Annotated in this window: 24 protein-coding genes; 15 read left to right on the top strand and 9 right to left on the bottom strand. The window is 58.1% G+C overall.

The annotated features are described in order from the left end of the window. The first annotated feature begins 7 nt into the window (after positions 1-7). Positions 8-1,498: a replicative DNA helicase gene (locus tag DS906_RS10505; protein WP_113790130.1), complete on the top strand. Its 1,491-nt coding sequence runs from the start codon at positions 8-10 to the stop codon at positions 1,496-1,498. A gap of 3 nt (positions 1,499-1,501) precedes the next feature. Here the strand turns inward: DS906_RS10505 and DS906_RS10500 are convergent, their stop codons facing one another. Beyond that, complete coding sequence (locus DS906_RS10500) at positions 1,502-2,041, bottom strand: GNAT family N-acetyltransferase (RefSeq protein WP_113790129.1); 540 nt, start codon at positions 2,039-2,041, stop codon at positions 1,502-1,504. 191 nt (positions 2,042-2,232) lie between these two features. Here DS906_RS10500 and alr point away from each other — a divergent pair, with 191 nt between their 5' ends. The 12 genes from alr to DS906_RS10440 all read left to right on the top strand — a co-directional run bounded on the left by alr (position 2,233) and on the right by DS906_RS10440 (position 13,167). After that, positions 2,233-3,267: an alanine racemase gene (alr, locus tag DS906_RS10495; protein ID WP_113790128.1), complete on the top strand. Its 1,035-nt coding sequence runs from the start codon at positions 2,233-2,235 to the stop codon at positions 3,265-3,267. Next, a complete protein-coding gene (locus DS906_RS10490; protein WP_113790127.1) occupies positions 3,264-4,046 on the top strand; it encodes an ABC transporter permease in 783 nt (260 codons plus the stop codon). The genes alr and DS906_RS10490 overlap by 4 nt, the downstream gene beginning before the upstream one ends. Beyond that, positions 4,043-4,789 (top strand): ABC transporter ATP-binding protein, encoded by a 747-nt coding sequence (locus tag DS906_RS10485; RefSeq protein WP_108858454.1) that lies wholly within the window; start codon positions 4,043-4,045, stop codon positions 4,787-4,789. Before DS906_RS10490 ends, DS906_RS10485 begins: the two co-directional genes overlap by 4 nt. Before the next feature lie 2 nt (positions 4,790-4,791). Continuing rightward, positions 4,792-5,322 carry a hypothetical protein gene (locus DS906_RS10480; RefSeq protein WP_113790126.1) on the top strand — a complete coding sequence of 177 codons (531 nt, stop codon included), beginning with the start codon at positions 4,792-4,794 and terminating at the stop codon, positions 5,320-5,322. A 123-nt stretch (positions 5,323-5,445) separates the two neighbouring features. Continuing rightward, on the top strand, positions 5,446-5,898 hold the full coding sequence (locus DS906_RS10475; protein ID WP_113790125.1) for a paraquat-inducible protein A: 453 nt from the start codon (positions 5,446-5,448) through the stop codon (positions 5,896-5,898). Positions 5,899-6,045: 147 nt separating this feature from the next. Further along, complete coding sequence (locus DS906_RS10470; protein ID WP_113790124.1) at positions 6,046-6,828, top strand: DNA repair protein; 783 nt, start codon at positions 6,046-6,048, stop codon at positions 6,826-6,828. Between the two features lie 120 nt (positions 6,829-6,948). Beyond that, positions 6,949-8,310, top strand: a complete 1,362-nt coding sequence (gene radA / locus DS906_RS10465) for a DNA repair protein RadA (RefSeq protein WP_113790261.1) — start codon at positions 6,949-6,951, stop codon at positions 8,308-8,310. A gap of 39 nt (positions 8,311-8,349) precedes the next feature. Then, a complete protein-coding gene (locus DS906_RS10460) occupies positions 8,350-8,949 on the top strand; it encodes a CvpA family protein (protein WP_113790123.1) in 600 nt (199 codons plus the stop codon). A gap of 1,314 nt (positions 8,950-10,263) precedes the next feature. After that, positions 10,264-10,404: a hypothetical protein gene (locus tag DS906_RS22200; protein WP_158541312.1), complete on the top strand. Its 141-nt coding sequence runs from the start codon at positions 10,264-10,266 to the stop codon at positions 10,402-10,404. 36 nt (positions 10,405-10,440) lie between these two features. Then, positions 10,441-11,964, top strand: a complete 1,524-nt coding sequence (gene purF, locus DS906_RS10450) for an amidophosphoribosyltransferase (protein WP_113790121.1) — start codon at positions 10,441-10,443, stop codon at positions 11,962-11,964. A 268-nt stretch (positions 11,965-12,232) separates the two neighbouring features. Continuing rightward, positions 12,233-12,481 carry a hypothetical protein gene (locus DS906_RS10445; RefSeq protein WP_113790120.1) on the top strand — a complete coding sequence of 83 codons (249 nt, stop codon included), beginning with the start codon at positions 12,233-12,235 and terminating at the stop codon, positions 12,479-12,481. Between the two features lie 41 nt (positions 12,482-12,522). Beyond that, positions 12,523-13,167 (top strand): SDR family oxidoreductase, encoded by a 645-nt coding sequence (locus DS906_RS10440; RefSeq protein ID WP_113790119.1) that lies wholly within the window; start codon positions 12,523-12,525, stop codon positions 13,165-13,167. 60 nt (positions 13,168-13,227) lie between these two features. Here the strand turns inward: DS906_RS10440 and DS906_RS10435 are convergent, their stop codons facing one another. From DS906_RS10435 to DS906_RS10420, 4 genes are all read right to left on the bottom strand, one after another. After that, positions 13,228-14,070 (bottom strand): ATP-binding protein, encoded by an 843-nt coding sequence (locus tag DS906_RS10435; RefSeq protein WP_113790118.1) that lies wholly within the window; start codon positions 14,068-14,070, stop codon positions 13,228-13,230. Positions 14,071-14,187: 117 nt separating this feature from the next. After that, positions 14,188-15,063 carry a twin-arginine translocase subunit TatC gene (gene tatC / locus DS906_RS10430; RefSeq protein WP_113790117.1) on the bottom strand — a complete coding sequence of 292 codons (876 nt, stop codon included), beginning with the start codon at positions 15,061-15,063 and terminating at the stop codon, positions 14,188-14,190. Continuing rightward, positions 15,060-15,518 carry a Sec-independent protein translocase protein TatB gene (gene tatB / locus DS906_RS10425; RefSeq protein WP_058271821.1) on the bottom strand — a complete coding sequence of 153 codons (459 nt, stop codon included), beginning with the start codon at positions 15,516-15,518 and terminating at the stop codon, positions 15,060-15,062. Before tatB ends, tatC begins: the two co-directional genes overlap by 4 nt. A 6-nt stretch (positions 15,519-15,524) precedes the next feature. After that, positions 15,525-15,740: a twin-arginine translocase TatA/TatE family subunit gene (locus DS906_RS10420; RefSeq protein WP_058271822.1), complete on the bottom strand. Its 216-nt coding sequence runs from the start codon at positions 15,738-15,740 to the stop codon at positions 15,525-15,527. Between the two features lie 217 nt (positions 15,741-15,957). Between DS906_RS10420 and DS906_RS10415 the strand changes: the two genes are divergently transcribed. After that, a complete protein-coding gene (locus DS906_RS10415; protein WP_113790260.1) occupies positions 15,958-16,266 on the top strand; it encodes a hypothetical protein in 309 nt (102 codons plus the stop codon). A gap of 15 nt (positions 16,267-16,281) precedes the next feature. Beyond that, entirely contained in the window at positions 16,282-16,953 is a 672-nt protein-coding gene (locus tag DS906_RS10410) for a YafY family protein (protein ID WP_113790116.1), read from the top strand. Between the two features lie 61 nt (positions 16,954-17,014). On the opposite strand, the gene DS906_RS10405 is transcribed toward DS906_RS10410, so the two are convergent. The 4 genes from DS906_RS10405 to DS906_RS10390 form a co-directional block, all read right to left on the bottom strand. Then, positions 17,015-18,175 carry a M23 family metallopeptidase gene (locus tag DS906_RS10405; protein ID WP_113790115.1) on the bottom strand — a complete coding sequence of 387 codons (1,161 nt, stop codon included), beginning with the start codon at positions 18,173-18,175 and terminating at the stop codon, positions 17,015-17,017. 63 nt (positions 18,176-18,238) lie between these two features. Continuing rightward, positions 18,239-18,889 carry a protein-L-isoaspartate(D-aspartate) O-methyltransferase gene (locus DS906_RS10400; RefSeq protein ID WP_058271826.1) on the bottom strand — a complete coding sequence of 217 codons (651 nt, stop codon included), beginning with the start codon at positions 18,887-18,889 and terminating at the stop codon, positions 18,239-18,241. Further along, positions 18,886-19,668: a 5'/3'-nucleotidase SurE gene (gene surE, locus DS906_RS10395; protein ID WP_113790114.1), complete on the bottom strand. Its 783-nt coding sequence runs from the start codon at positions 19,666-19,668 to the stop codon at positions 18,886-18,888. The genes DS906_RS10400 and surE overlap by 4 nt, the downstream gene beginning before the upstream one ends. A 120-nt stretch (positions 19,669-19,788) precedes the next feature. Further along, the gene (locus DS906_RS10390; RefSeq protein WP_233494756.1) at positions 19,789-20,874 is read right to left on the bottom strand and encodes an ABC transporter ATP-binding protein; all 1,086 of its coding nucleotides are present in this window, start codon (positions 20,872-20,874) and stop codon (positions 19,789-19,791) included. Positions 20,875-20,913: the final 39 nt, after the last annotated feature.

Genomic DNA, 20,913 nt, shown 5'->3' with positions numbered 1-20,913 from the left:
GGACAAAATGAACGAGATCAGCAGTATCGAGCAGGCAGCAGCTCGGATTCAGAACGCCGAAACCATGCCGCATTCCATTGAGGCCGAACAGCAGCTTCTGGGTGCGATCCTGACCAATAACGATCTTTACGATCGGGTCGCCTCGATCATCGGGGCCGAGCATTTCTATGACCCGGTTCACTCCCGGATTTATGAGGTCGCCTCGACCCGAATCGCCAAGAATGCGCTGGCCTCGCCGGTGACGCTGAAATCCTTCATGGCCGAGGATGAGGGCCTGCAGGAACTGGGTGGCCCGGCCTATCTGGTCAAACTGGCGGGCGCATCGATCAGCGCCTTTGCGGTGCATGACTACGCCCAGATGATTTATGATCTGGCAATCCGGCGCGAGCTGATCCGCCTGGGCCGCGATATCTCGGACAAGGCGGCGCGGGTCGACATCAGCAGCGAACCAAAAGAACAAATCGTCGAAGCCGAGCAACAGCTTTATCAGTTATCCGAGCAGGGCCAGACCGAACAGGGATTCCAATCCTTCCTCAAGGCGGTCACAGAAGCCGTCAACGTCACCAACGAAGCGTACCAACGCGGTGGTGGCATGGCGGGGATCTCCACCGGTCTGGCTGACTTGGACAAGCAGCTTGGCGGCCTGCACCCGTCTGACCTGATCATCCTTGCCGGTCGTCCGTCGATGGGGAAAACCTCTCTGGCGACCAACGTGGCGTTCAACGTCGCCAAGGCGTACAAACGTGGGCTGAAACCAGACGGCTCTGAGGGCGCGATTGACGGCGGTGTTGTTGGCTTTTTCTCATTGGAAATGAGTGCTGAACAGTTGGCCGGTCGCGTTCTGGCCGAAGCCTCCGAGATTTCCTCGCACAAGATCCGTCAGGGCGACATGACCGAGTCCGAGTTCCGCCGCTTTGTCGACGCGGCCAAGGAACTGGAAGCCTGCCCGCTTTTCATTGACGACACGCCTGCCCTACCCATCTCACAACTGGCAGCGCGTGCGCGGCGGTTGAAGCGGACACATGGTCTGGACCTTCTGGTCATCGACTACCTGCAACTGTGTCGGGGAATGGCCGAAAACCGCGTCAACGAAATTGCCGAGATTTCGATGGGCATGAAAGCGATCGCCAAGGAATTGCAAATTCCGGTGATCGCCCTGTCCCAACTTTCGCGTCAGGTTGAAAACCGCGACGACAAGCGACCGCAATTGTCCGACTTGCGGGAATCAGGCTCGATCGAACAGGACGCCGACGTGGTGATGTTCGTGTACCGCGAGGAGTACTACAAGGAACGTGAAAAGCCCGGCGATCACGAACTTGAAAAGATGGAAGATTGGAAGCAGGCCATGGAACGTCTGCACGGCAAGGCCGAAGTCATTGTCGGTAAGCAGCGCCACGGTCCCATCGGCACGGTTGACCTCTCGTTCGAGGCGCAGTTCACCCGTTTTGGAAATCTGGTCAAACCCTGGCAACAGGACGGACAGATTGAGGGGTATTAACCCTTACCACAGCTCGGGTTTGTTGAATGCAATGACACAGTGAGATGGCCCCTTGAGCGGCACCATCTCAGCCCCTGTCAACGATTGCCCCAACCACCCGTGCGGATGGCTTAAAGGCAGAGGAGCTTGGGCGACTTTTTCTGAAATCGGAAAAAACCCGGTTTTGCCGTAGTAGGTTGGATCGCCGTAAGTCACCACAAAATCCACTTTGTCGCGGCGCAGCTCGTCCAACCCATACGCGATCAGTCGCTGCCCAATCCCCGTTTTCTGGCGATCCGTACGCACGGCAACCGGCGACATCAGGAACACCTGTCGCGGATCTTGGTCAAAGCGCAGCCGCGAAAACAGGATGCAACCCAGCACTTGGGGACCATCATGGGCAATAGCAGCGTGCAGGTCATCGTCAGGCGTGCTTGCCAACAGCTCAGACACCAAGGCGCCGATCACCTTGCCTTCGGTAGCGCCTTCTGAATCTGTAAAGACCTGCCGGAAAACCATGGGCAGCGCATTTGACCATTCCTGTTTCTCTGCCGTAAATTTCATCCTGACCTCTATCTGCGGACCGCAATCCCCGCCACTTGCGCCCAAGTTTGATATTCGGGCGGGTAGACACAACCTCTTTTTCGCCAATGCCTTGCGCGACAGGCCGGAACTTGCCCAAGTTCCTGCCGAAGATTGCAATAATCGCCGCGTACCCCCTTGACCTGCCGTGATCCAATGTCATGAACGGTTCCATGAGTACCGCACGTTTGACGATTAATCTTCAGGCGCTGGCCAGCAACTGGCGCGCGCTCGATGCAAAAACGGATGTCGAAACCGGCGCCGTGGTCAAAGCTGACGCCTACGGCCTAGGGGCCGAGCCTGTGTCCGCGACCCTGGCAGAGGAAGGCGTTCGCAAATTCTTTGTTGCAGTTGCCGAAGAAGGGGTAGCCGTGCGTAAGGCCGTCGGCCCCGGACCGATGATCGCTGTATTCTCGGGTCATATGGAAGGTGACACCGAGCTGTTGCGCGATCACGACCTGACGCCGCTGATCAATGCGCCCGAACAATTCACGCGCCATCAACAGGCGCTTCCGGACCATCCCTTTGGTATTCAGCTGGACAGTGGCATGAACCGCCTGGGTCTGGAACCTGCTGACTGGGCTGAATTGCGCCCAAAGGCCGAGGCACTGAACCCCGTCGTAATGATGTCGCACCTGGCCTGCTCGGACGAACCCGATCATCCGATGAATCGCCAGCAACTGAAGACCTTCCGCGAGATGACTGATGGCACCGCATCACCAAGATCGCTGGCGGCCACAGGCGGTACGTTTCTTGGGCCCGAATTCCACTTTGATTTCTGCCGCCCCGGCGTAGGCCTGTACGGCGGCATGCCCTTTGCCGAAGCGAAACCGGTGGTGACGGTTGACCTGCCGGTCATCCAAGTCCGCCCAGTCGAGGTCGGTGAATCGGTCGGATACGGCAACAGCTGGATCGCGCGCCGCCCCTCTCGCATTGCGACCGTTGCCGCTGGTTACGCTGACGGTTTGCACCGTGCCATCGGCGGTGGGATCGACGCGTTTTCCGGCAGCCAGCCATGCCCCGTTGTCGGACGCATTTCAATGGACCTGATCACGGTCGACGTCACCGATCTGCCCGAAGATCCCGAACGCCTGCGCATCCTGAACGGACATCAAACAGTCGACGACCTGGCCGAAGCCGCCGGCACCATCGGATATGAAATCCTGACGTCGCTGGGCGCGCGCTATTCCCGAGGATACGTGGAATGAACCCCTTGGCCGCGCTAGGTGGCTTGGGCCGTGCTGTCCTGTCCATGCTTGCCAATTTTGGCAAGGTGGGACTATTCGCTCTGGACGCGATATCACACATCTTTCGGCCACCCTATTACCCACGCGAATTTGCCGTTGCCCTGATGAATGTCGGCTGGCTGTCGCTGCCGGTTGTTGGCCTGACCGCAATCTTCACTGGTGGTGCGCTGGCCTTACAAATCTATGCGGGCGGCGCGCGTTTCAACGCCGAGGCCGTGGTGCCCCAAATCGTCGCCATCGGCATGGTGCGTGAACTCGGACCTGTTCTGGTTGGCCTGATGATCGCCGCGCGCGTGACGTCTTCCATTGCGGCTGAGATTGCCACCATGAAAGTGACCGAGCAGATCGACGCGCTGGTCACCCTGTCGACCCACCCGATGAAATATCTGACCGCGCCGCGGGTTCTGGCCGCCTTGATTACGGTGCCCCTGTTGGTCGGTATAGGAGATATCATCGGCATCGCAGGCGGCTATGTGGTTGCAACCCAAAATCTGGGCTTCAACGCGGCAACGTACCTGCAAAACACGGTCAATTTCCTTGAAACCAAGGACATCGTGTCATCGCTGGTCAAAGGCGCGGCCTTCGGCCTGATCGCAGCCATCATGGGCTGCTACTCCGGCATGAATTCAGGTCGGGGCGCACAAGGCGTCGGCCGAGCGACCAAGTCCTCGGTCGAATCCGCCGCGATCATGATCCTGGCCGCCAACTTCATTCTCACAGGGGTGTTCTTCTCGGTATGATCAGGATGGAGAACGTAGCAAAAGCCTTTGGCGACAATCAGGTTCTGCAGAGCATGAGCCTTGAGATCCCCAAGGGCACCTCGATGGTCATCATCGGTGGTTCGGGCACCGGCAAGTCCGTGGCGCTGAAGTGCATTCTGGGCCTGATCAAGCCCGACAGCGGCATGATCTACGTGAACGGCAAAGACGCGGCCAAGGGCGATCGTGATAAATTTCTAGCCCGCTTCGGAATGCTGTTTCAGGGCGCGGCTTTGTTCGATTCCCTGCCCGTCTGGCAAAACGTTTCCTTCCGTCTGCTACGCGGTCCGTTGAAGCGCCCCGCCGAATACGCGCGTGAGATCGCCATTGAAAAACTGCGCCGTGTGGGCCTGAAATCCGACGTGGCCGACCGCTTTCCGTCCGAACTGTCGGGTGGCATGCAGAAGCGCGTGGGCCTCGCCCGCGCCATAGCGGCCGAGCCCGAGATCATTTTCTTTGATGAACCCACCACCGGCCTTGACCCGATCATGTCCGGCGTCATCAACGACCTGATCCGCGAAATCGTGACCGAGATGGGCGCCACCGCGATGACCATCACCCACGACATGAGCTCGGTCCGCGCGATTGCCGACAACGTGGCCATGCTGCACGGAGGCGTCATCCAATGGACCGGCCCGGTCAGCCAGATGGACGCTTCGGGCGATCCTTATGTGGAGCAGTTTATCAGTGGGAGTGCCGAGGGACCGATTGAGGCGGTGCGGTAGAAGTGGACTACTGGCGCTCCCTATCACTTTTTGCGCATCAATACTTGAGTGCAGTCCATATCTTGACCTCGGTGAGCGACCCATCTGATCAACCGGATGCTTTTGCGGTTGGACCGGTCTACAACACGCTAGGCCTTGCAACTGAACTGGCTCTCAAAGCAACCTTGTCCAAAGAACTTGGTTTTCGAAAAGAAAAGCTCAAACGATTGGGACACGACCTTCACGCTCTGTACGTTGCTTGCGACAAGGCTTTTGATAGAGAGGAGTTTGAGCGGGATGTATTCGTTTGGGCTGGAACAAGCTTAGACATCCCGCAAAGTGCTCAAAATCACTACAGCGACTTGGGTTTGTCTGAGAAGACCTATTTGCACTTCTCAATCCAACTAGCAGCGTTGAACTACAACTACTTCAGCGAACCCAATACTCTCGAGAGATTTGCTACTCGATACCCTAACGACACGTTAACGGCTCGAGAGGTTCGGGTACAAATTATTACTTACGGCCTGGAAAGGATCTTGTGTAGGCTGCATTGAAACTCAGCCGATTGCTGAGAAGAGGACACAAATGGCCAGCAGTATGCGTCAACAAGGCTTGCTCCATGTGATCAAGGCACGTGTCTTGCGCGCAAATTTCCGTCCACCCGAAGGCCAGCACACATGACCCTCCGCCTCGCGACTCTCTCCCTTCTGATCCTCTACCCCATCGCGTGGTTCGCGCCACTGATGCGCGCGGGGTTCCTGCCGATCTTCGGCCTCAGCGAGATCAGCGTCATCACTGGCCTGCAGTCGCTGTGGAAATCAGACGTCTTTCTGGCACTGATCGTCACCATATTCGCCCTGTTTGCGCCCTATATCAAAACAATCGGTACCGCCCTGATCCAATGGGACATGCTGGACCCACGCGTCCAACCCGCACTCAGCATCCTCGGGAAACTGGCCATGGCCGACATTTTCCTCATCGCGCTTTACATCACTCTGGCCAAGGGAATCTCTTACGCCACCGTTGAGACCGCATGGGGTCTTTACCTGTTTACGGCTTGCATTCTGGCCTCGCTCGCATTGGGCCACATTACCGAAATGACACGCGGATCACGAAATCCTCAGACGTAATTGATTGAAAACGCTTATCTGAGTATCATCTTTATATTTCGAGCAGAAAATTTTTGTAGTTTCGGTCCTGAGCGGATCATTCTGTGTGTTTTAGGTGTTCCCCGCTTTGGGCCGGTGTGTTCCGGTTTCAAAAGGAGTTCGTCTAAGATGACTGCCCTCCACAACATCACATTGCAATTTCAGAATGCCTTTTTAAGACTGACTTTTTTCCTCATTTGCACCGCGGCATTGTTCCTGGTCGGTGCCTGTCTTTTATCCGCTTTGGGGGTTCTGCCCTGGCTGTCCATGCAGGCCGGTTTCGGCAACGATCCGGCTATGGACGCGGGCATGTATATCCAGATCGGCCTGACCGTGCTGATTCTCATGCTGGCGTTCTATCTGCCCGCTAATGCCCGGATGATGGCGCTTGAAACATCACATCGTAAGTTTTCATTGAACATGTATGACGTGGCTCAGGCCTACCAATTGGCCCATTCAGCGGATCGCGGCGAAACGTTTCTGCTGTCCTCAGAATTCGACGCGGTCAAGGAAAGGATGGCCTTCCTGCGCCACCACCCCGACCTGCAATCACTCGAACCCGAAATCCTCGAGTTGGCCGCACAAATGAGCCACATCAGCCAAGAGCTGGCAGAAACCTATGGCGATGCCCGTGTTAGCCGCGCCCGCACGTTCCTGCAGCAACGTCAGGAAGAGATTGAAACGTTCCAGAAACGGATCGAAGAAGCGCAGGTCATCCAGCATGAGCTGCGCCAATGGACCCACGATATCGAGATGGAAGAATCCATTGCCAAATCGCAGCTGGCGCGTTTGCGGGACGAACTGTTTGAACTGCTGCCCGAATTGTCGGCACAGCTGCAATCACCCGTCGACGACCGCGATCCCAAGAAATCGAGCGTCATAGCAATGTCGCCGCCCCGCGCCGCGGAATAGGCGCGACAGCGCCCGCCGGGGATGATGGCCCATCGGGCCTGAGGACGCAGCGCGCCACCGGCGGAGATGAAAGCCCTACAAGGGCTTGAAGAACTGCCCGCGCTCGGGCACCAAGGCCGAATGGCAAAGACAACTTTCTCCTGCTCGGCCTGTGGCGCAACGCATTCCCGGTGGTCCGGGCGGTGCGACGGCTGCGGTGAATGGAACACAATCACGCAAGACGTGCCTCTTTCGGCTGGCCCTGCAAAGAAATCCCTCGGCGGCAAACGTGGCCAGTCCATTACACTCACGGACCTGTCGACCGAGGAAACACCGCCGCCGCGCACCTTGTGCGGCGTAGAAGAGCTGGACCGCGTTTTGGGTGGCGGTCTGGTCCCGGCCTCGGCCCTGCTGGTTGGGGGCGATCCAGGTATCGGCAAGTCGACGTTGCTGTTGCAGGCCGCAGCGCGGTTTGCACGTGCCGGCGTCAAGACAATTTACGTGTCCGGCGAAGAGGCCAGCGCTCAGGTCCGCATGCGCGCACGCCGTCTGGGGCTAGAGGACGCGCCGGTTCAACTGGCCGCCGAAACCAATCTGCGGAACATTCTGACGACGCTTGAGGCTGAGAAACCCGGTCTGGCCATCATCGACTCGATTCAGACCATGTGGGCCGACAATGTGGACAGCGCACCGGGCTCGGTGTCACAAGTCCGGGCGGCTGCGCATGAATTGACCACGTTTGCGAAACGACACGGTGTTTCAATCATCATGGTCGGCCACGTCACCAAAGAGGGCCAGATCGCAGGCCCTCGTGTGGTCGAACATATGGTGGACACCGTCCTTTATTTCGAAGGCGAACGCGGCCATCAGTTCCGCATCTTGCGGGCGGTCAAGAACCGCTTTGGCCCTGCGGATGAGATTGGCGTGTTCGAGATGACGGGCAAAGGTCTGGCACAAGTGACCAACCCATCGGCCTTGTTTCTGTCTGAGCGTGGCACACCCAGCCCCGGGTCGGCAGTCTTTGCGGGGATCGAAGGCACACGCCCCGTTTTGGTTGAATTACAAGCGCTTGTGGCCCCGTCCCCGCATTCACAACCACGTCGGACCGTTGTCGGTTGGGACAGCGGGAGGTTGGCGATGATCCTCGCCGTGCTCGAAGCGCGCTGCGGCATCCCTTTTGCGGGTCTCGATGTGTACCTCAACGTCGCCGGCGGATTGAAAATCGGTGAACCCGCCGCAGATCTGGCCGTAGCCGCGGCCCTGATGAGTGCCCGAGAAGACACAGCCTTGCCCACAGATACCGTTGTTTTCGGAGAAATCTCGCTATCTGGGGCACTTAGACCGGCCCCGCAGACCGAAAACAGGTTGAAAGAAGCCCAAAAACTTGGTTTCACATCGGCAATCGCTCCGGCGGGCGGCAAAACCGGTACTGTGGCAGGTCTGACACTCACCCGACCCTCTGATTTGGTTGGGTTTGTTGGCGAAACCTTCGGAGCAGGTTAAAGTCGCCCCCTGAGGGGCAGAAAAAAACAGGCGAGGGCCATGGAAGGTTTTACAATAATTGACGGGGTCGTTGCCCTGATCGTCGTCGTTTCAGGCATTCTTGCCTATTCGCGCGGCTTCTTACGTGAGGTTCTGGCCATCGCAGGCTGGGTCGCAGCCGCAGTGCTGGCCTTTATTTTTGCACCCCAAGCGGTGCCACTGGTCAAAGAGATCCCGGTTGTCGGTGATTTCCTGCGCGACAGCTGCGAATTGTCCGTCATCACGGGCTTTGCTGCGGTGTTCGCAGTTGCACTTATTATTGTCAGCATCTTTACGCCCCTGTTTTCGTCGATCGTCCAGCGATCTGCTTTGGGCGGTCTGGATCAGGCACTTGGCTTCTTCTTCGGCATCGCCCGCGGCATCCTGTTGGTTGCCATCGCCTTCTTTGTCTATGACACGGTGATGACGGGTCAGTCCTATACGATCGTTGACGAAAGCCGTTCGGCAAAGGTGTTCGAGCAGTTCAGCGACAAGATCGAAGAACAGAACCCCGAAGCGGCTCTTGGCTGGGTCACCCGCCAATATGAAGAACTGGTCGCCAGCTGTGCGGAGGGTTCCGCACCGGCCGAGGAACTGACAGCCCCAACGACCACGGAATAAATATTTTCCGGCTTTGAGCTTGGCCTTTGGGCAAAGGTTGCAGATCATCTAACGGTGGTCTGCAACGATCAGGTCCACGAACGGTCAATGGCCGTTTGAGCCCACTTTGACCGACGCTGCAAGTTGATGGAAGGTCCGCTTTGTGGGAAGTACAAAGAGCTACTGAGCAGAAATCAACTGTCGTTGAAGCAGTTCCAAATCGAAGGTCGAGACGATTATACGAAAAGGCACGTTGTAGACAATTAGCAAGAAACACTGGCAATCCACCCAAAGTAAGCACTCCGCGAATTGGTGAGCTTCCGACATGGTGGTCAAAGATTATCGGTATTAAGTGCCCGGAATGCGGTAGTCCTCAGCCACCACGAATGATGGCTTCAACTAATCCCCATCGCGGGCTCAATAAAACCGACTTCCACATGTGCGGAAGCTGTGGAAAACTTCTCTATTTGACTGGTAGGCGGCGTGTTCGGCGGTTTTTCCTCCTGGTGTTGCCCACATTTATCGGAGTTGCGGTTTTGGGGTTTTCTGTTCTTCGAAACATCGAAGGCCTGAACATTTATCGTGAGGCAAGGGAAGCTTATGAGCCAAACTTCTTGGGTTTTCTTTTAATGTGTGCCGCTATTTACATCGCTGTGAGTCTGCTAGCGCGATTTGAAATTGTAGGAGTTGCTGAATCGTCAGTAACAGACGTGGAACAACTGTGATCCACCCGTTAAACTTCGAGTAATCAAAGCTGCGACGCGGACATTTCTGAGTCCGAGAATACCCGTTACTCCAAGACGCTATACATTAATTGCAGACCTTGGGTCTGGCGCAGCGAATTCACACTTTGTCCGCAAAATCGAATAAGCTGCAAAGCTTGCCCTAAAGGACTGGAACCTAACCGGGCATTTTTGAAATCGAGCGGGCTCAGACGAACCCTTCACCTGCACAAACAGTGCATCTGATCGTTTTCAATCCAAAACAGCCGTCACAGCGGTTGAAAATTGGCTTCCCGTGAATGTCGCGGCTTTTGATAACCTCGCCCGATCCATTACAGATCTGACAGGGGGCCCGGCCCATGCCCCTGCATCGGTGGCACCGCCGCTTAACCGGTTCTTCTTTCTTATTTCCTTGTTTGTGCTGCCACATGGCGGTTACCCGATCGAACCTATGTCATTGTCAAAAACTCACTATGTCGACCATGACAGCACAAGCCTGCGGCCCCCGCCACCTTTTCATGTTGTTTTCGGCAAAATCCGCATGCGTCAAATCGCGAATGTGATCCTTTGATGACACAGGCGCGCTTAGGCATTATGTGAGTGGCGAACTGACATGGAATCGGAGCTGCCGATCTTGCTGTATCTGTTTTCTTACGCGCTTGCCCTTACGACGCTGGCGTGTGTGCGCCGCCAACCGACCGGGCGACAACGCGTACAGATACCGCTGTCCAGACGGTCCGACCCGCACACCTAATCAACATAAACACGTCATGGAAATTGGAGCCCGTATATGTGTGGCATTTTAGGGATCGCAAGCAGGACACATGATGTCTTTGCGGAAATCTATGACGGGCTGCTGATGTTGCAGCACCGGGGTCAGGATGCCTCGGGGATCGTGACCTATACCGGTGAGTTCTTCCGCGAGAAGAAAGCCAACGGGCTGGTCAAAGACGTCTTTAACGCCAGTGACGCCGAGACCCTGCTGGGACAGGTCGGTATGGGGCATGTGCGTTATCCTACTGCCGGATCGCTCAGCGCGGCTGAGGCGCAGCCGTTCTTCGTCAACGCGCCCTATGGCATCTATCTGGTCCATAACGGCAACATCACCAACACCGCCGAGCAGCGCGAGAAAGTCACCGCCAAGTACAGCCGCCACCTGCGCACCACGTCGGATTCAGAGATTATGCTGAATGTTCTGGCGGACAAAGTGGCCGACGCGATTAAGGTCAACGGCAACGCCGAACCCATCCGCAACATCTTTGCCGGTGTGAAGATGACGATGGAACGCGTTCAGGGCGCCTATTCAGTGATCTGTCTGGTGGCCGGCGTTGGCATGCTGGCGTTCCGCGATCCCTACGGCATTCGCCCCCTGTCGGTTGCCAAGCGCGATGTGGATGGGGATGGCGACGACTATGCCTTTGCGTCTGAAGACGTGGCATTCGGCATCAACGGATTTGAAAAGTTGCGCGACGTGAAACCGGGTGAGGCCATCCTGATTGATCTTGACGGCAACATGCACACGTTCCAGGCGGTTGAAGGTCAATTGACCCCCTGTATCTTTGAATACGTCTACCTGGCCCGTCCGGATTCGCTGTTGGATGGTGTTTCGGTCTACAAAACCCAGATGCGTATGGGCCAGACTCTGGCGCGCCAGATCGAAGCTGCGGGCCTTGAGATCGACCGCATCATCCCGGTACCTGACAGCGCACGCCCTGTGGCCCTCGAGGTCGCGAAAGCCACTGGCATTCCCTATCGTGAAGGTCTGGTCAAGAACCGCTATGTAGGCCGCACATTCATCATGCCCGGTCAGGAAGAGCGGCAGAAATCCGTGCGCCGCAAGCTGAACGCCGTTCCGTTGGAGTTCAAGGGCCATAACGTATTGCTGATCGACGATTCCATCGTACGCGGCAACACGATCAAAAAAATCGTTCAGATGTGCCGCGAAGCCGGTGCCAAAAAGGTGTTCATCGCCAGCGCCTCGCCACCGGTCAAATTTCCCAACGTTTATGGCATCGATATGCCCACCAAGCATGAGTTAATCGCAAACGGTAAGAATATTGAGGACATCCGGCAGGAGCTGGGCGCAGACGCCCTGTTCTATCAGGACCTCGATGACCTGATTTGGTCAGCCAAGGAAGGCAACCCAGACATCGAATCCTTCGATTGCTCGTGCTTTGATGGCAATTACATCACCGGCAGCGTCAGCGAGGACTATCTGGACACCCTTGAGAACAGCAACCGGGTCAGCAAGAAAAGGCAGGACATGCAGGTGCCCGGCGGGTCCTGGAATGCGGCCAAACTGGCGTCTGGCTAAGGACACATTCGCGAATCAGATTGCGGTGATGGCCCGTTTCGCAATTGCGATGCGGGCCTTTTTACGTATGGGCTGCGCCTGATCGGTTGGTTTTCGCGCACAACTTTTCGATGAAGAAACCGCAATTGCAGGGGCTTCGATGGCGCAGCTATTCAGCCGCGCAAACGCGCAATCCCCGCCCCTTTAGTTCCGGTCCTTCGTTTGATAGCGCATCTGCCGAACCACTCATAAAACAAGGGGTCAGGCCAACGCGGCCGGGCCGGAAATCATGTCAAACGCCAACGTCAAAAGCGCGGCCACACAGACGGGCGCGCTGAAGAAGAATTCCGTCTCTCTGCTGGGCATATTTGGTCCGAAAGCTGACATGCGTGCGTTGGTGCGCCTGTCGTCGGGTCGGGTCAAAGAGGTCAAGCCCGGCAGTCGGGTGTCCTCGGGCACTGTGATTGCCATTGATGACGAAGGCGTCATGCTGCGACAAAGCGGCCAGACCAAGCGGATCGTCATCCCCGGAAGTTAATCTGCCTTGACGCCCTGCGCGCATGGGTTCAAACCGCCCTTATGACCGATCAGACCAAAATTGCCCTCATCACCGGGGCCTCGCGCGGTTTGGGTGCTGCCCTGGCCGAAGCTTTGGCACCCGAGTATCACATCGTCGCCGTCGCCCGCACCACTGGTGGGTTGGAAGAGCTGGATGACCGGATCAAAGCCAAAGGTGGTGCGGCCACGCTTGCACCGATGGACATTGCGGATCCGAACGCCATGGCCACTCTGTGCAGGGGCATTCATGACCGATGGGGCAAAGTTGATCTGTGGATGCACACTGCAGTCCACACCTCGGCCCTGACGCCCGCGCATTTCGTAGACCCCAAGGAATGGGCGAAGGCGGTGAACATCAACGCAACAGCCACGTCGGTTCTGATCCCGTATATCGCGCCCCTGCTGAGCGGCAGCGGCCATGCGGTGTTTTTTGACGATCCCAAGGCGGGTGAGAAGTTCTATGGCATCTATGGTGCAACCAAGGCCGCGCAACTGGCGCTTGCCCGTAGCTGGGCGGTGGAGACAGAACGTACAGGACCACGCGTTTCGATCGTGGAACCCGCGCCAATGCCTACGGCTGTGCGCGCTCGGTTCCATCCCGGCGAGGACCGCGAAGTGTTGACCAGCCCCGCGGATGAGGCGGCCCGAATTCTGACGCTGTTGTAGGAATGGCCCTTTTGGCCATGCCTCCGGCGGGGATATTTTTGGCCAGATGAAGCGGGCGGATTACGCGATATGCACGCCGTTGCGCCCAGCCAAATCGACAAAGAACTGCCATGCCACGCGACCCGAGCGTCCGCCCCGGGTGGCTTGCCATTCGATGGCCTCGGCGCGCAGGATATCGGCGTCGACGGACACACCATGAGCTGCGCAATAGCGGTCGATCATCGCAAGGTATTCATCCTGATCACAGGGATGGAAACCCAGCCACAGGCCGAACCGGTCAGAGAGCGAGACTTTTTCCTCGACCGCCTCTGACGGGTTGATCGCACTGGAGCGTTCGTTTTCGATCATGTCCCGCGGCATCAGGTGACGGCGGTTCGACGTCGCGTAGAAAACAACGTTTTCGGGACGACCCTCGATGCCACCGTCCAGCACCGCCTTCAGTGATTTGTAATGCTGATCATCGTGGCTGAACGACAGGTCATCACAGAACAGGATGAACCGGTGTGGTGCGGCGCGCAGATGGTTGAGAAGGCGCGCGACCGAGCCCATATCTTCTCGCTGAAGTTCGACCAGTTTGAGGTCAGGAAATTCCGCCTGCAACGTACCGTGGACAGCTTTGACGAGGCTGGATTTGCCCATGCCCCGTGCGCCCCACAACAGTGCGTTGTTGGCCTTGTACCCGGCCGCAAAGCGGCGCGTGTTGTCCAGCAGCGTATCACGTGAGCGATTAATGCCCACCAGCAGGTCCAGATCGACACGGTTGACCTGTTTGACCGGCTCAAGCCGGTCCGGCTCGACTTGCCAGACAAAAGCCGGGGCAGCTTCGAAGTCGGGAGCGGCCAATGGGGCCGGTGCCATGCGTTCCAAGGCGTCAGCGATACGGTTCAGGGCTTGTTCGTTCATAGGCGCCTCCGGTCGGTTTTGCTGGTTTCAAACCATGTTCCGCCGGGCGCAACAAGTGCCGCGCACAAAAAAAGGCGCGCCCTGACGGACGCGCCTGATTGTTACCGATCAGCAGGATTACTTGCCTTCTTCTTCCTGAATGATCTCTTCATCCGCTTCTTCTTCGTCGTCATAATAGCCTTCGGCGCGCAGTTGTTCCTCGCGCTTTTTCTCGACGCGTGCGACCAGGAAGATCGAAATCTCGTACAGCCCATAGACAACCACGAACAGGATGACCTGCGTGATCACGTCAGGCGGTGTCACCAGAGCGGCCAGAACCAGAATGGCAACCACAGCGTATTTGCGCACGCCGCCCAGACCTTCGGCAGTTACCAGCCCGGCTTTGCCCATCAGGGTTAGCAGAACGGGCAATTGGAAGCAGAGGCCAAAGGCCACGATGAACTTAATCGTCAGGTTCAGGTATTCCTGTGCCGAACCCTGGAAGACCACGCTCAGCGGCGCTGTGGCGGTGCCGTCAACCACTGCCTCGCCTTCCGCTCCGAACTGCTGGAAACCCAGGAAAAAGTCGTAAGCCAGCGGCGTGACCACATAAAACGCAAAGCTTGCCCCCAGCAGGAACATGAACGGCGACGCCAGCATGAACGGCAGGAACGCATTCTTTTCCGTCCGGTACAGGCCTGGTGCCACGAACCGCCACATCTGCATCCCGATATAGGGAAACGCCAGTATGAAGCCGCCCAGAAGCGAAACCTTGATGGCGACGAAGAAACCTTCCTGCGGTGAGATGAAGATCAGCCCACAATCCTGTCCGCGATCAGCAAGAACCTGACACAAGGGATTCGTCAGGAAGTTAAACAGCGGCGTAGCGACCGTGAAACAGATTATCATCCCGATCAGGAACGCCACGACGCAGTGAATCAACCGTGTGCGCAGCTCTGCCAGATGCTCGATCAATGGGGCCGAGCTGTCTTCGATCTCGTCGGTATTGCTCATGTCTTGCTTTCAGTATTCAGCGCGGCTTCGGCCTCTTCAGCCTTGGCTAGCGCATCCGCAGCTTCTTTGGCCTTACGCTCGGCAGCGGCACGCGCGGTCGAGGCCTGGATCTTCTTGGCCTGCTCGGCACGTTCAGCAGCCAGCTTGCCGGTCTCGCTGTCGGGGTCGAACTTGGTCGGGTCCATGCTCTTGGCCATTTCCTGTGCGGCTTCTTTGACACCGTCCATGGCGGTGTTCACAGGATTGGTGGCCGCATTAAGACCCTTCTTGATCTCGTTCACACCAGCCTGATCCGCTGCCTCGTTCATGGCGCTGCTGAATTCGCGCGCCATGCCACGGGCTTTGCCAACCCAGCGGCCGACATTGCGGAACAATACCGGCAGGTCCTTTGGCCCCACAACGATCAGGGCAACAACGCCGATGACCAGAAGCTCGGTCCAGCCCAGATCAAACATCTGCGCTTAGACCTTGTCTTTGTCGGTCTCGGGCGTGACGTCTTTTGCCACCTCGGACGCGTCCTGCTCCAACTCGTCCGCACCTTCTTTGACGCCTTTCTTGAACGAGGTGATGCCTTTGCCCACTTCGCCCATAAGCGAGCTGATTTTGCCGCGGCCAAACAGCACCAGCACCACAACGGCAATCAGCAGAAGACCGGGAAGTCCGATATTGTTAAGCATGTCTCTTCTCCTTTGAAGTCGGCGCACGCGCGCCGGGAATGTGATCTGGCACCGTGTTTACGCGCGGGCGGTCCATCGCAAAAGCGTGTCGGCCCGGTTCTGTGCCCAAAAATGAACGGATCACGCGATTTTTGAGGACTCGCATTTCTCAACTGACAGGTTTATGTCAGTTGAGAACACGTACAACGGCCCTGTCTCATCAAAACAGGAGCATGACGTGACACAAATCGCAGAAACCGTAACCTTCAAACTCGCGGCCAATGTAACAAAGGAGGACTTCGTGAACATCATGAAAGGCACTGAATCCTTTGTTCGGAACGCAGATGGCTTTGTCTTTCGGCGCCTCAGCGCAGGTGATGATGGGCTTTGGACCGACACAGTCATCTGGGCCGACATGGATTGCGCTCAATCCGCCGCCGCAGCCTTTCCAAAGCAGGATTTCGCTCCTGCGGTGATGGCCGCAATCGCGCCGGACACGGTGACCATGCGCCACGATTTCATTCACTGGACCGTCGGAGCGTCATGACAAGCAGGACATCCCATGCGCCGCTCTGACCGGCTGTTCGATATCATCCAGATCCTGCGCGACGGTAAACTGCACCGTGCGCAGGACATCGCGGATCGGCTTGAGGTGTCGGTCCGCACGATCTATCGCGACATGGATACGCTGGTTGCCTCGGGCGTCCCGGTCGAGGGCGAACGCGGCGTGGGCTACATGGTGCGTGAGCAGATCACCCTGCCCCCACTGAACCTGACCCCTGCCGAGCTTGAGGCGTTGAACCTCGGTATGGCCATCGTGGCCGAAGCCGCAGACCCCGACCTCAAGGCCGCAGCCACGTCGCTGGCCGACAAGATAGACTCCGTGTTGCCAACGCAGGTCGTGGCCGAGGCTGACAGTTGGAAATTTGCGGTCTATCCCTTTGCCGATGCGGCGCGTGGGCTGGCGCATATGGCCCCGATCCGCGCCGCCATCAAATCGCGGCAAAAGTTACGACTGTCTTACCGCCGGATCGACGGCGTTCTGACCGATCGGGTCATACGCCCCCTGCACATGGAGTACTGGGGGCGCGTCTGGACGCTGACGGCGTGGTGCGAGCTACGCCAGGGGTTCCGCGTTTTCCGCATCGACCTGGTCGAAGCAATCTCGCCCCTGCCCGAGGTCTTCGCAGACGAGCCCGGCAAGAGCCTAAGCGATTATGATCCGCACGCCTGACGGGTCTCGTCTTTTCTCGAATACTCTGGCAGAAGGCACGTCCCGCTCAGGGCCATAACCCTCACCGCAGATAGGGTTCCGGATCGACAGATTCGAACCCTTTACGCACCTCGAAATGGACGTAGGCATTGTCGCCACCGCGCAGGGACGCGATCTTTTGGCCGCGCTTGACGCGAGCCCCTTTTTTCACGGTGATGTTTTCGACATTCGCGTAGACGGTCAGCAGGTCGCTGTTGTGTTTGACCACAATGATTGGCACCTGATCTGCGTCGGCCGTGATTGCGGCGACGGTGCCCGCAGCGGCAGCGTTAACCGGGCTACCCGGAGAGGCCGCAATGTCGATGCCTTCGTTCGAGCCTTTTTTATAGGTGCGGATGATCGTTCCGGTGACCGGCAGGCCAAGCGCAGAGTTGCTTTGCGTTGTGGGTGCTTCGGCGGTCACGTCCGGAGCGGGTTCTGCCGGTTTGATTTCCTCATCCGGCAGCGGTTGCGTCGCGCTCGGTGGGGTCGGCGTGGGCGAGCCCTGCCCCGGTTGGGTGATCGTGGTCGCAGGAACGGTTGCAACGGCAGCTTCCTGACGGGGTGCTGCCTGGTTCTTGATGGGAATCAGCAGAAACTGACCTTCGCGCACGGTAAAGTCGGACCCCAGCCCGTTCCACTCGGCCAGAGCGTCGACCGGCACGTTATACAAGCGCGCGATCGTATATGCGGTTTCGCCGCGCTTGACCTTGTGGCGAATGGGTTCGGGTCCCGCCGGCGCAGGGGCCGGTGCGGCGGCTGGTTGCGCAGGTTCCAGCGTCGATGTGCGCACCGACCCATCCGCCGGAGCCGCGTCAATCGCGGTGCCTGCGATTGTCGCGATATCGACAGAGCTGGCCGCGCTGACGGTACGCGGCAAGGCCACCACTTCGCCATCACGCAGCTGGTCCGCAGCTTGCAATCCGTTAAAACGCGCGACTTCCGCTGCCGGTAATCCGACCCGGGCAGCGATATCGCCAACCGTGTCGCCCCGGCGCGCAACGGCCACTTGATAATTGGGATAGGTGATCACGCCACGCGCATCCGGTGCAGGCCGGTTCGCGGTGGCCGCCTGCGCTGCGTCGGCTGTCGAAAAACCTCCGACATTGCCGCGCAGGTCATAATCTATAGGGCCTTCGCATCCCGCGAGGAACGCCAAAGACGCAACACCTGCTGCGACTGCTGATTTGGAAACTGCTCTCATTTTACTGTCCTCACCGCCTGCCCGTGTTGTCCGAGGTTCCAGCGCTTATCGCAAAATATTTCTTTACGCTCCGTCTTTGCCAAGCCCTTCTAGCAGGGGCACGAACCGAACGGGCAACAATTCATCATAGTCCAGGCCGGTCTCGGTGCGTCTGACCCGGATCAGGGTCTGAACCGCATCCGACTGTCCCACCGGCAAAACCATGATACCGCCGATTTTGAGCTGCGCCAAGAGCGGCCCGGGCGGGTCCTCGGCGGCGGCGGTCACAATGATTCGATCAAACGGGGCTTGTTCTGACAAACCGAATGACCCATCCGACAGCATCGCCGTCACATTGGTCATTCCCAATTCGCGAAACAGCTCGCCGGTTTCGCGCACCAGACGTTTATGACGTTCGACCGTATAGACCCGGCGCGCCAGCTTAGACAGAACCGCCGCCTGATAGCCCGAGCCTGTACCAACCTCCAGCACCGTGTCACGAGGGCGCACATCCAGCGCCTGCGTCATCAGCCCCACTACCGAAGGCTGGCTGATCGTCTGGCCACAGGCGATCGGCAGCGGTGTATCCTCATAAGCGCGCTCGGCGAACAGACCCTTGACGAACCGGCCCCGATCGACCTGTTCCATCGCAGCGAGAACGCGCGCATCCGTTACTCCGCGCGACCGCAGGGCGAAGAGGAATTGCATGGTTGTTTCTGGATCAAGTCCGCTCATTCGATCGACTTCAGTTGTTCCAGAACGTCATGGGCCGTCAGGTCCGCACGCATCGGTGTGACCGAGATGTAGCCCCCAAGGTTAACCGCCGCATCGGTTCCGGGTGCTGTCGGATTGTGCTGATAGCCGCCCTTGATCCACAGGAACCGCCGACCGGAGGGCGAGCTGTGCGGTTCAACCGAGAAATTGGTATCCCGGCGAAAACCCTGCGGCGCGATGCGCGTCCCCAGAACCTCACCTGCTGGGACAGGCGGGAAATTCACGTTGTAAAACAGGCGGTAATCGCCCTGCTCTTCAGGCGTTGCTTTCAGAATTCGCCGCACAAGGTCGGCCCCGTATCGCGTTGCAGCCTCAAAAGGATCATCCAGACCCAGGTTGCGCGGCCCGAAATACTGCGACAAGGCAATCGCAGGAATACCCTGCAGGGCGGCTTCCATCGCACCGCCGACCGTGCCGGAATACAGCGTGTTCTCGGCCGAATTGTTGCCCCGGTTCACACCGGATAACACCAGATCGGGCGGCGTGTCCTTCATCACGTCGTGCAACCCGGCCAACACGCAGTCGGCAGGAGAGCCTTCGGCGGCATAGCGGCGTTCGCCAAGCTTGGCGACCATCATCGGGTGGGTATAGCTGATGCAGTGGCCGACACCCGATTGTTCGAACGCAGGTGCCACGACCCAAACCTCGCCATCCGGGCCTGCCAGATCGGCGGCAATCGCCTCAAGTGCGATCAGCCCCGGGGCATTGATCCCGTCATCATTGGTCAGAAGTATACGCATAAGCCCCATCCACCCGGCGTTTTGCCCTTGATAGACCCGCCCCCGCGTCGCGGCAAGCAAAGCGCGCGTCCAATCTGATGCTTTCGCGCACCACTTGGCGCTAAACTGTGGCTTTCCAGCCTAAACCGGGAAAACGAAACACCTGTCGCGACGAATGGTCAGCCACATGACCCGTCCCGGACTGGGAACAAAGACATTGGGCACCGTTGCCCTCAGGATCGAGCCGTCATGGTCCATCCGAAATTCAACAAGGCTTTCGTTGCCCAAAAACCGTGCCCGCTCGACCACGCCCCGCGCGGCAACGCCGTCGGTCGGTGTCGGCAGCGGCCCCTTGCCGTTACGGTCAAAATCCAGCCGCACATGCTGTGGGCGGAATACGATCTCAACATCCGTATTGTCCGGAACGCCGGGTGCCAGAAATTGCCCGAATGGCGTTTCCGCCAAGGCTCCATTCACTTTAGATGGCAAAACATTGATATCACTAAAAAACGCCACCGCCGCCTTGTCCGCCGGGCGGGTAAAGACGTTGTAGGGCGCGCCTTGTTGCACGACTTTACCGCGCCGCATCAGGGCGATTTCATCCGCCATGCGCATCGCTTCTTCTGGCTCATGCGTGACTAGAACAACAGCGGCGTCCTCTTCCTTAAGGATCGCAAGCGTTTCATCCCGAATGCCGTCCCGCAACCGGTTGTCGAGGCCCGAGAAAGGCTCATCCATCAACATGATCCGCGGACGCGGGGCCAATGCGCGGGCCAGTGCCACACGTTGCTGCTCGCCACCTGACAGATGATGCGGGTAGTCGTCGACGAAACGCATCAGGTCGACCTTGCGCAGCAGCGCTTCGACGCGGGCGCGTTTTTCGTCCCTATGCCCCTTCAGGCCAAAGGCCACATTGTCGGCAACGCTGAGATGCGGAAACAGGGCAAAGTCCTGAAACATCAGCCCTATTTCGCGCCGTTCGGGCGGTACACGAAACACCGTGTCACAGATCAGCTTGCCATCGACGTAGATTTCACCGGATTCCTGCATCTCGACGCCCGCGATCATGCGCAGCGTCGTGGACTTGCCGCAGCCTGAAGGCCCCAACAAACAGGTCACCTGCCCCGCCCGCACCGTCAGCGAGACGTCATCCACAACAACCCGCCCTTCATACCGGGCGACCAGATTTCGGATTTCCAGTCGAGGAGGAGTAGCGTTTTCTGTCACCGATGGGCCCCGTTGCCTTTCCCGATCAATTCCATCGGG

The organism is Ruegeria sp. A3M17, from assembly GCF_003318255.1.
In the GTDB taxonomy this organism is placed as follows: Bacteria; Pseudomonadota; Alphaproteobacteria; order Rhodobacterales; family Rhodobacteraceae; genus Ruegeria.
Note: the sequence above shows the minus strand (reverse complement) of the source record. Positions and strands in the feature narration are given on the sequence as shown.

What these genes read in the sequence shown, in the direction of transcription:
- DS906_RS10440 (WP_113790119.1), top strand. Translation starts at nt 12,523, where the DNA reads ATGACCGATCAGACCAAAATTGCCCTCATCACCGGGGCCTCGCGCGGT.
- surE (WP_113790114.1), bottom strand. Translation starts at nt 19,668, where the DNA reads ATGCGTATACTTCTGACCAATGATGACGGGATCAATGCCCCGGGGCTG.
- tatB (WP_058271821.1), bottom strand. Translation starts at nt 15,518, where the DNA reads ATGTTTGATCTGGGCTGGACCGAGCTTCTGGTCATCGGCGTTGTTGCC.
- DS906_RS10490 (WP_113790127.1), top strand. Translation starts at nt 3,264, where the DNA reads ATGAACCCCTTGGCCGCGCTAGGTGGCTTGGGCCGTGCTGTCCTGTCC.
- DS906_RS10445 (WP_113790120.1), top strand. Translation starts at nt 12,233, where the DNA reads ATGTCAAACGCCAACGTCAAAAGCGCGGCCACACAGACGGGCGCGCTG.
- DS906_RS22200 (WP_158541312.1), top strand. Translation starts at nt 10,264, where the DNA reads ATGGAATCGGAGCTGCCGATCTTGCTGTATCTGTTTTCTTACGCGCTT.
- DS906_RS10410 (WP_113790116.1), top strand. Translation starts at nt 16,282, where the DNA reads ATGCGCCGCTCTGACCGGCTGTTCGATATCATCCAGATCCTGCGCGAC.
- purF (WP_113790121.1), top strand. Translation starts at nt 10,441, where the DNA reads ATGTGTGGCATTTTAGGGATCGCAAGCAGGACACATGATGTCTTTGCG.
- DS906_RS10460 (WP_113790123.1), top strand. Translation starts at nt 8,350, where the DNA reads ATGGAAGGTTTTACAATAATTGACGGGGTCGTTGCCCTGATCGTCGTC.
- DS906_RS10470 (WP_113790124.1), top strand. Translation starts at nt 6,046, where the DNA reads ATGACTGCCCTCCACAACATCACATTGCAATTTCAGAATGCCTTTTTA.
- DS906_RS10435 (WP_113790118.1), bottom strand. Translation starts at nt 14,070, where the DNA reads ATGAACGAACAAGCCCTGAACCGTATCGCTGACGCCTTGGAACGCATG.
- DS906_RS10420 (WP_058271822.1), bottom strand. Translation starts at nt 15,740, where the DNA reads ATGCTTAACAATATCGGACTTCCCGGTCTTCTGCTGATTGCCGTTGTG.
- DS906_RS10485 (WP_108858454.1), top strand. Translation starts at nt 4,043, where the DNA reads ATGATCAGGATGGAGAACGTAGCAAAAGCCTTTGGCGACAATCAGGTT.
- radA (WP_113790261.1), top strand. Translation starts at nt 6,949, where the DNA reads ATGGCAAAGACAACTTTCTCCTGCTCGGCCTGTGGCGCAACGCATTCC.
- DS906_RS10500 (WP_113790129.1), bottom strand. Translation starts at nt 2,041, where the DNA reads ATGAAATTTACGGCAGAGAAACAGGAATGGTCAAATGCGCTGCCCATG.
- DS906_RS10475 (WP_113790125.1), top strand. Translation starts at nt 5,446, where the DNA reads ATGACCCTCCGCCTCGCGACTCTCTCCCTTCTGATCCTCTACCCCATC.
- DS906_RS10505 (WP_113790130.1), top strand. Translation starts at nt 8, where the DNA reads ATGAACGAGATCAGCAGTATCGAGCAGGCAGCAGCTCGGATTCAGAAC.
- alr (WP_113790128.1), top strand. Translation starts at nt 2,233, where the DNA reads ATGAGTACCGCACGTTTGACGATTAATCTTCAGGCGCTGGCCAGCAAC.
- tatC (WP_113790117.1), bottom strand. Translation starts at nt 15,063, where the DNA reads ATGAGCAATACCGACGAGATCGAAGACAGCTCGGCCCCATTGATCGAG.
- DS906_RS10400 (WP_058271826.1), bottom strand. Translation starts at nt 18,889, where the DNA reads ATGAGCGGACTTGATCCAGAAACAACCATGCAATTCCTCTTCGCCCTG.
- DS906_RS10405 (WP_113790115.1), bottom strand. Translation starts at nt 18,175, where the DNA reads ATGAGAGCAGTTTCCAAATCAGCAGTCGCAGCAGGTGTTGCGTCTTTG.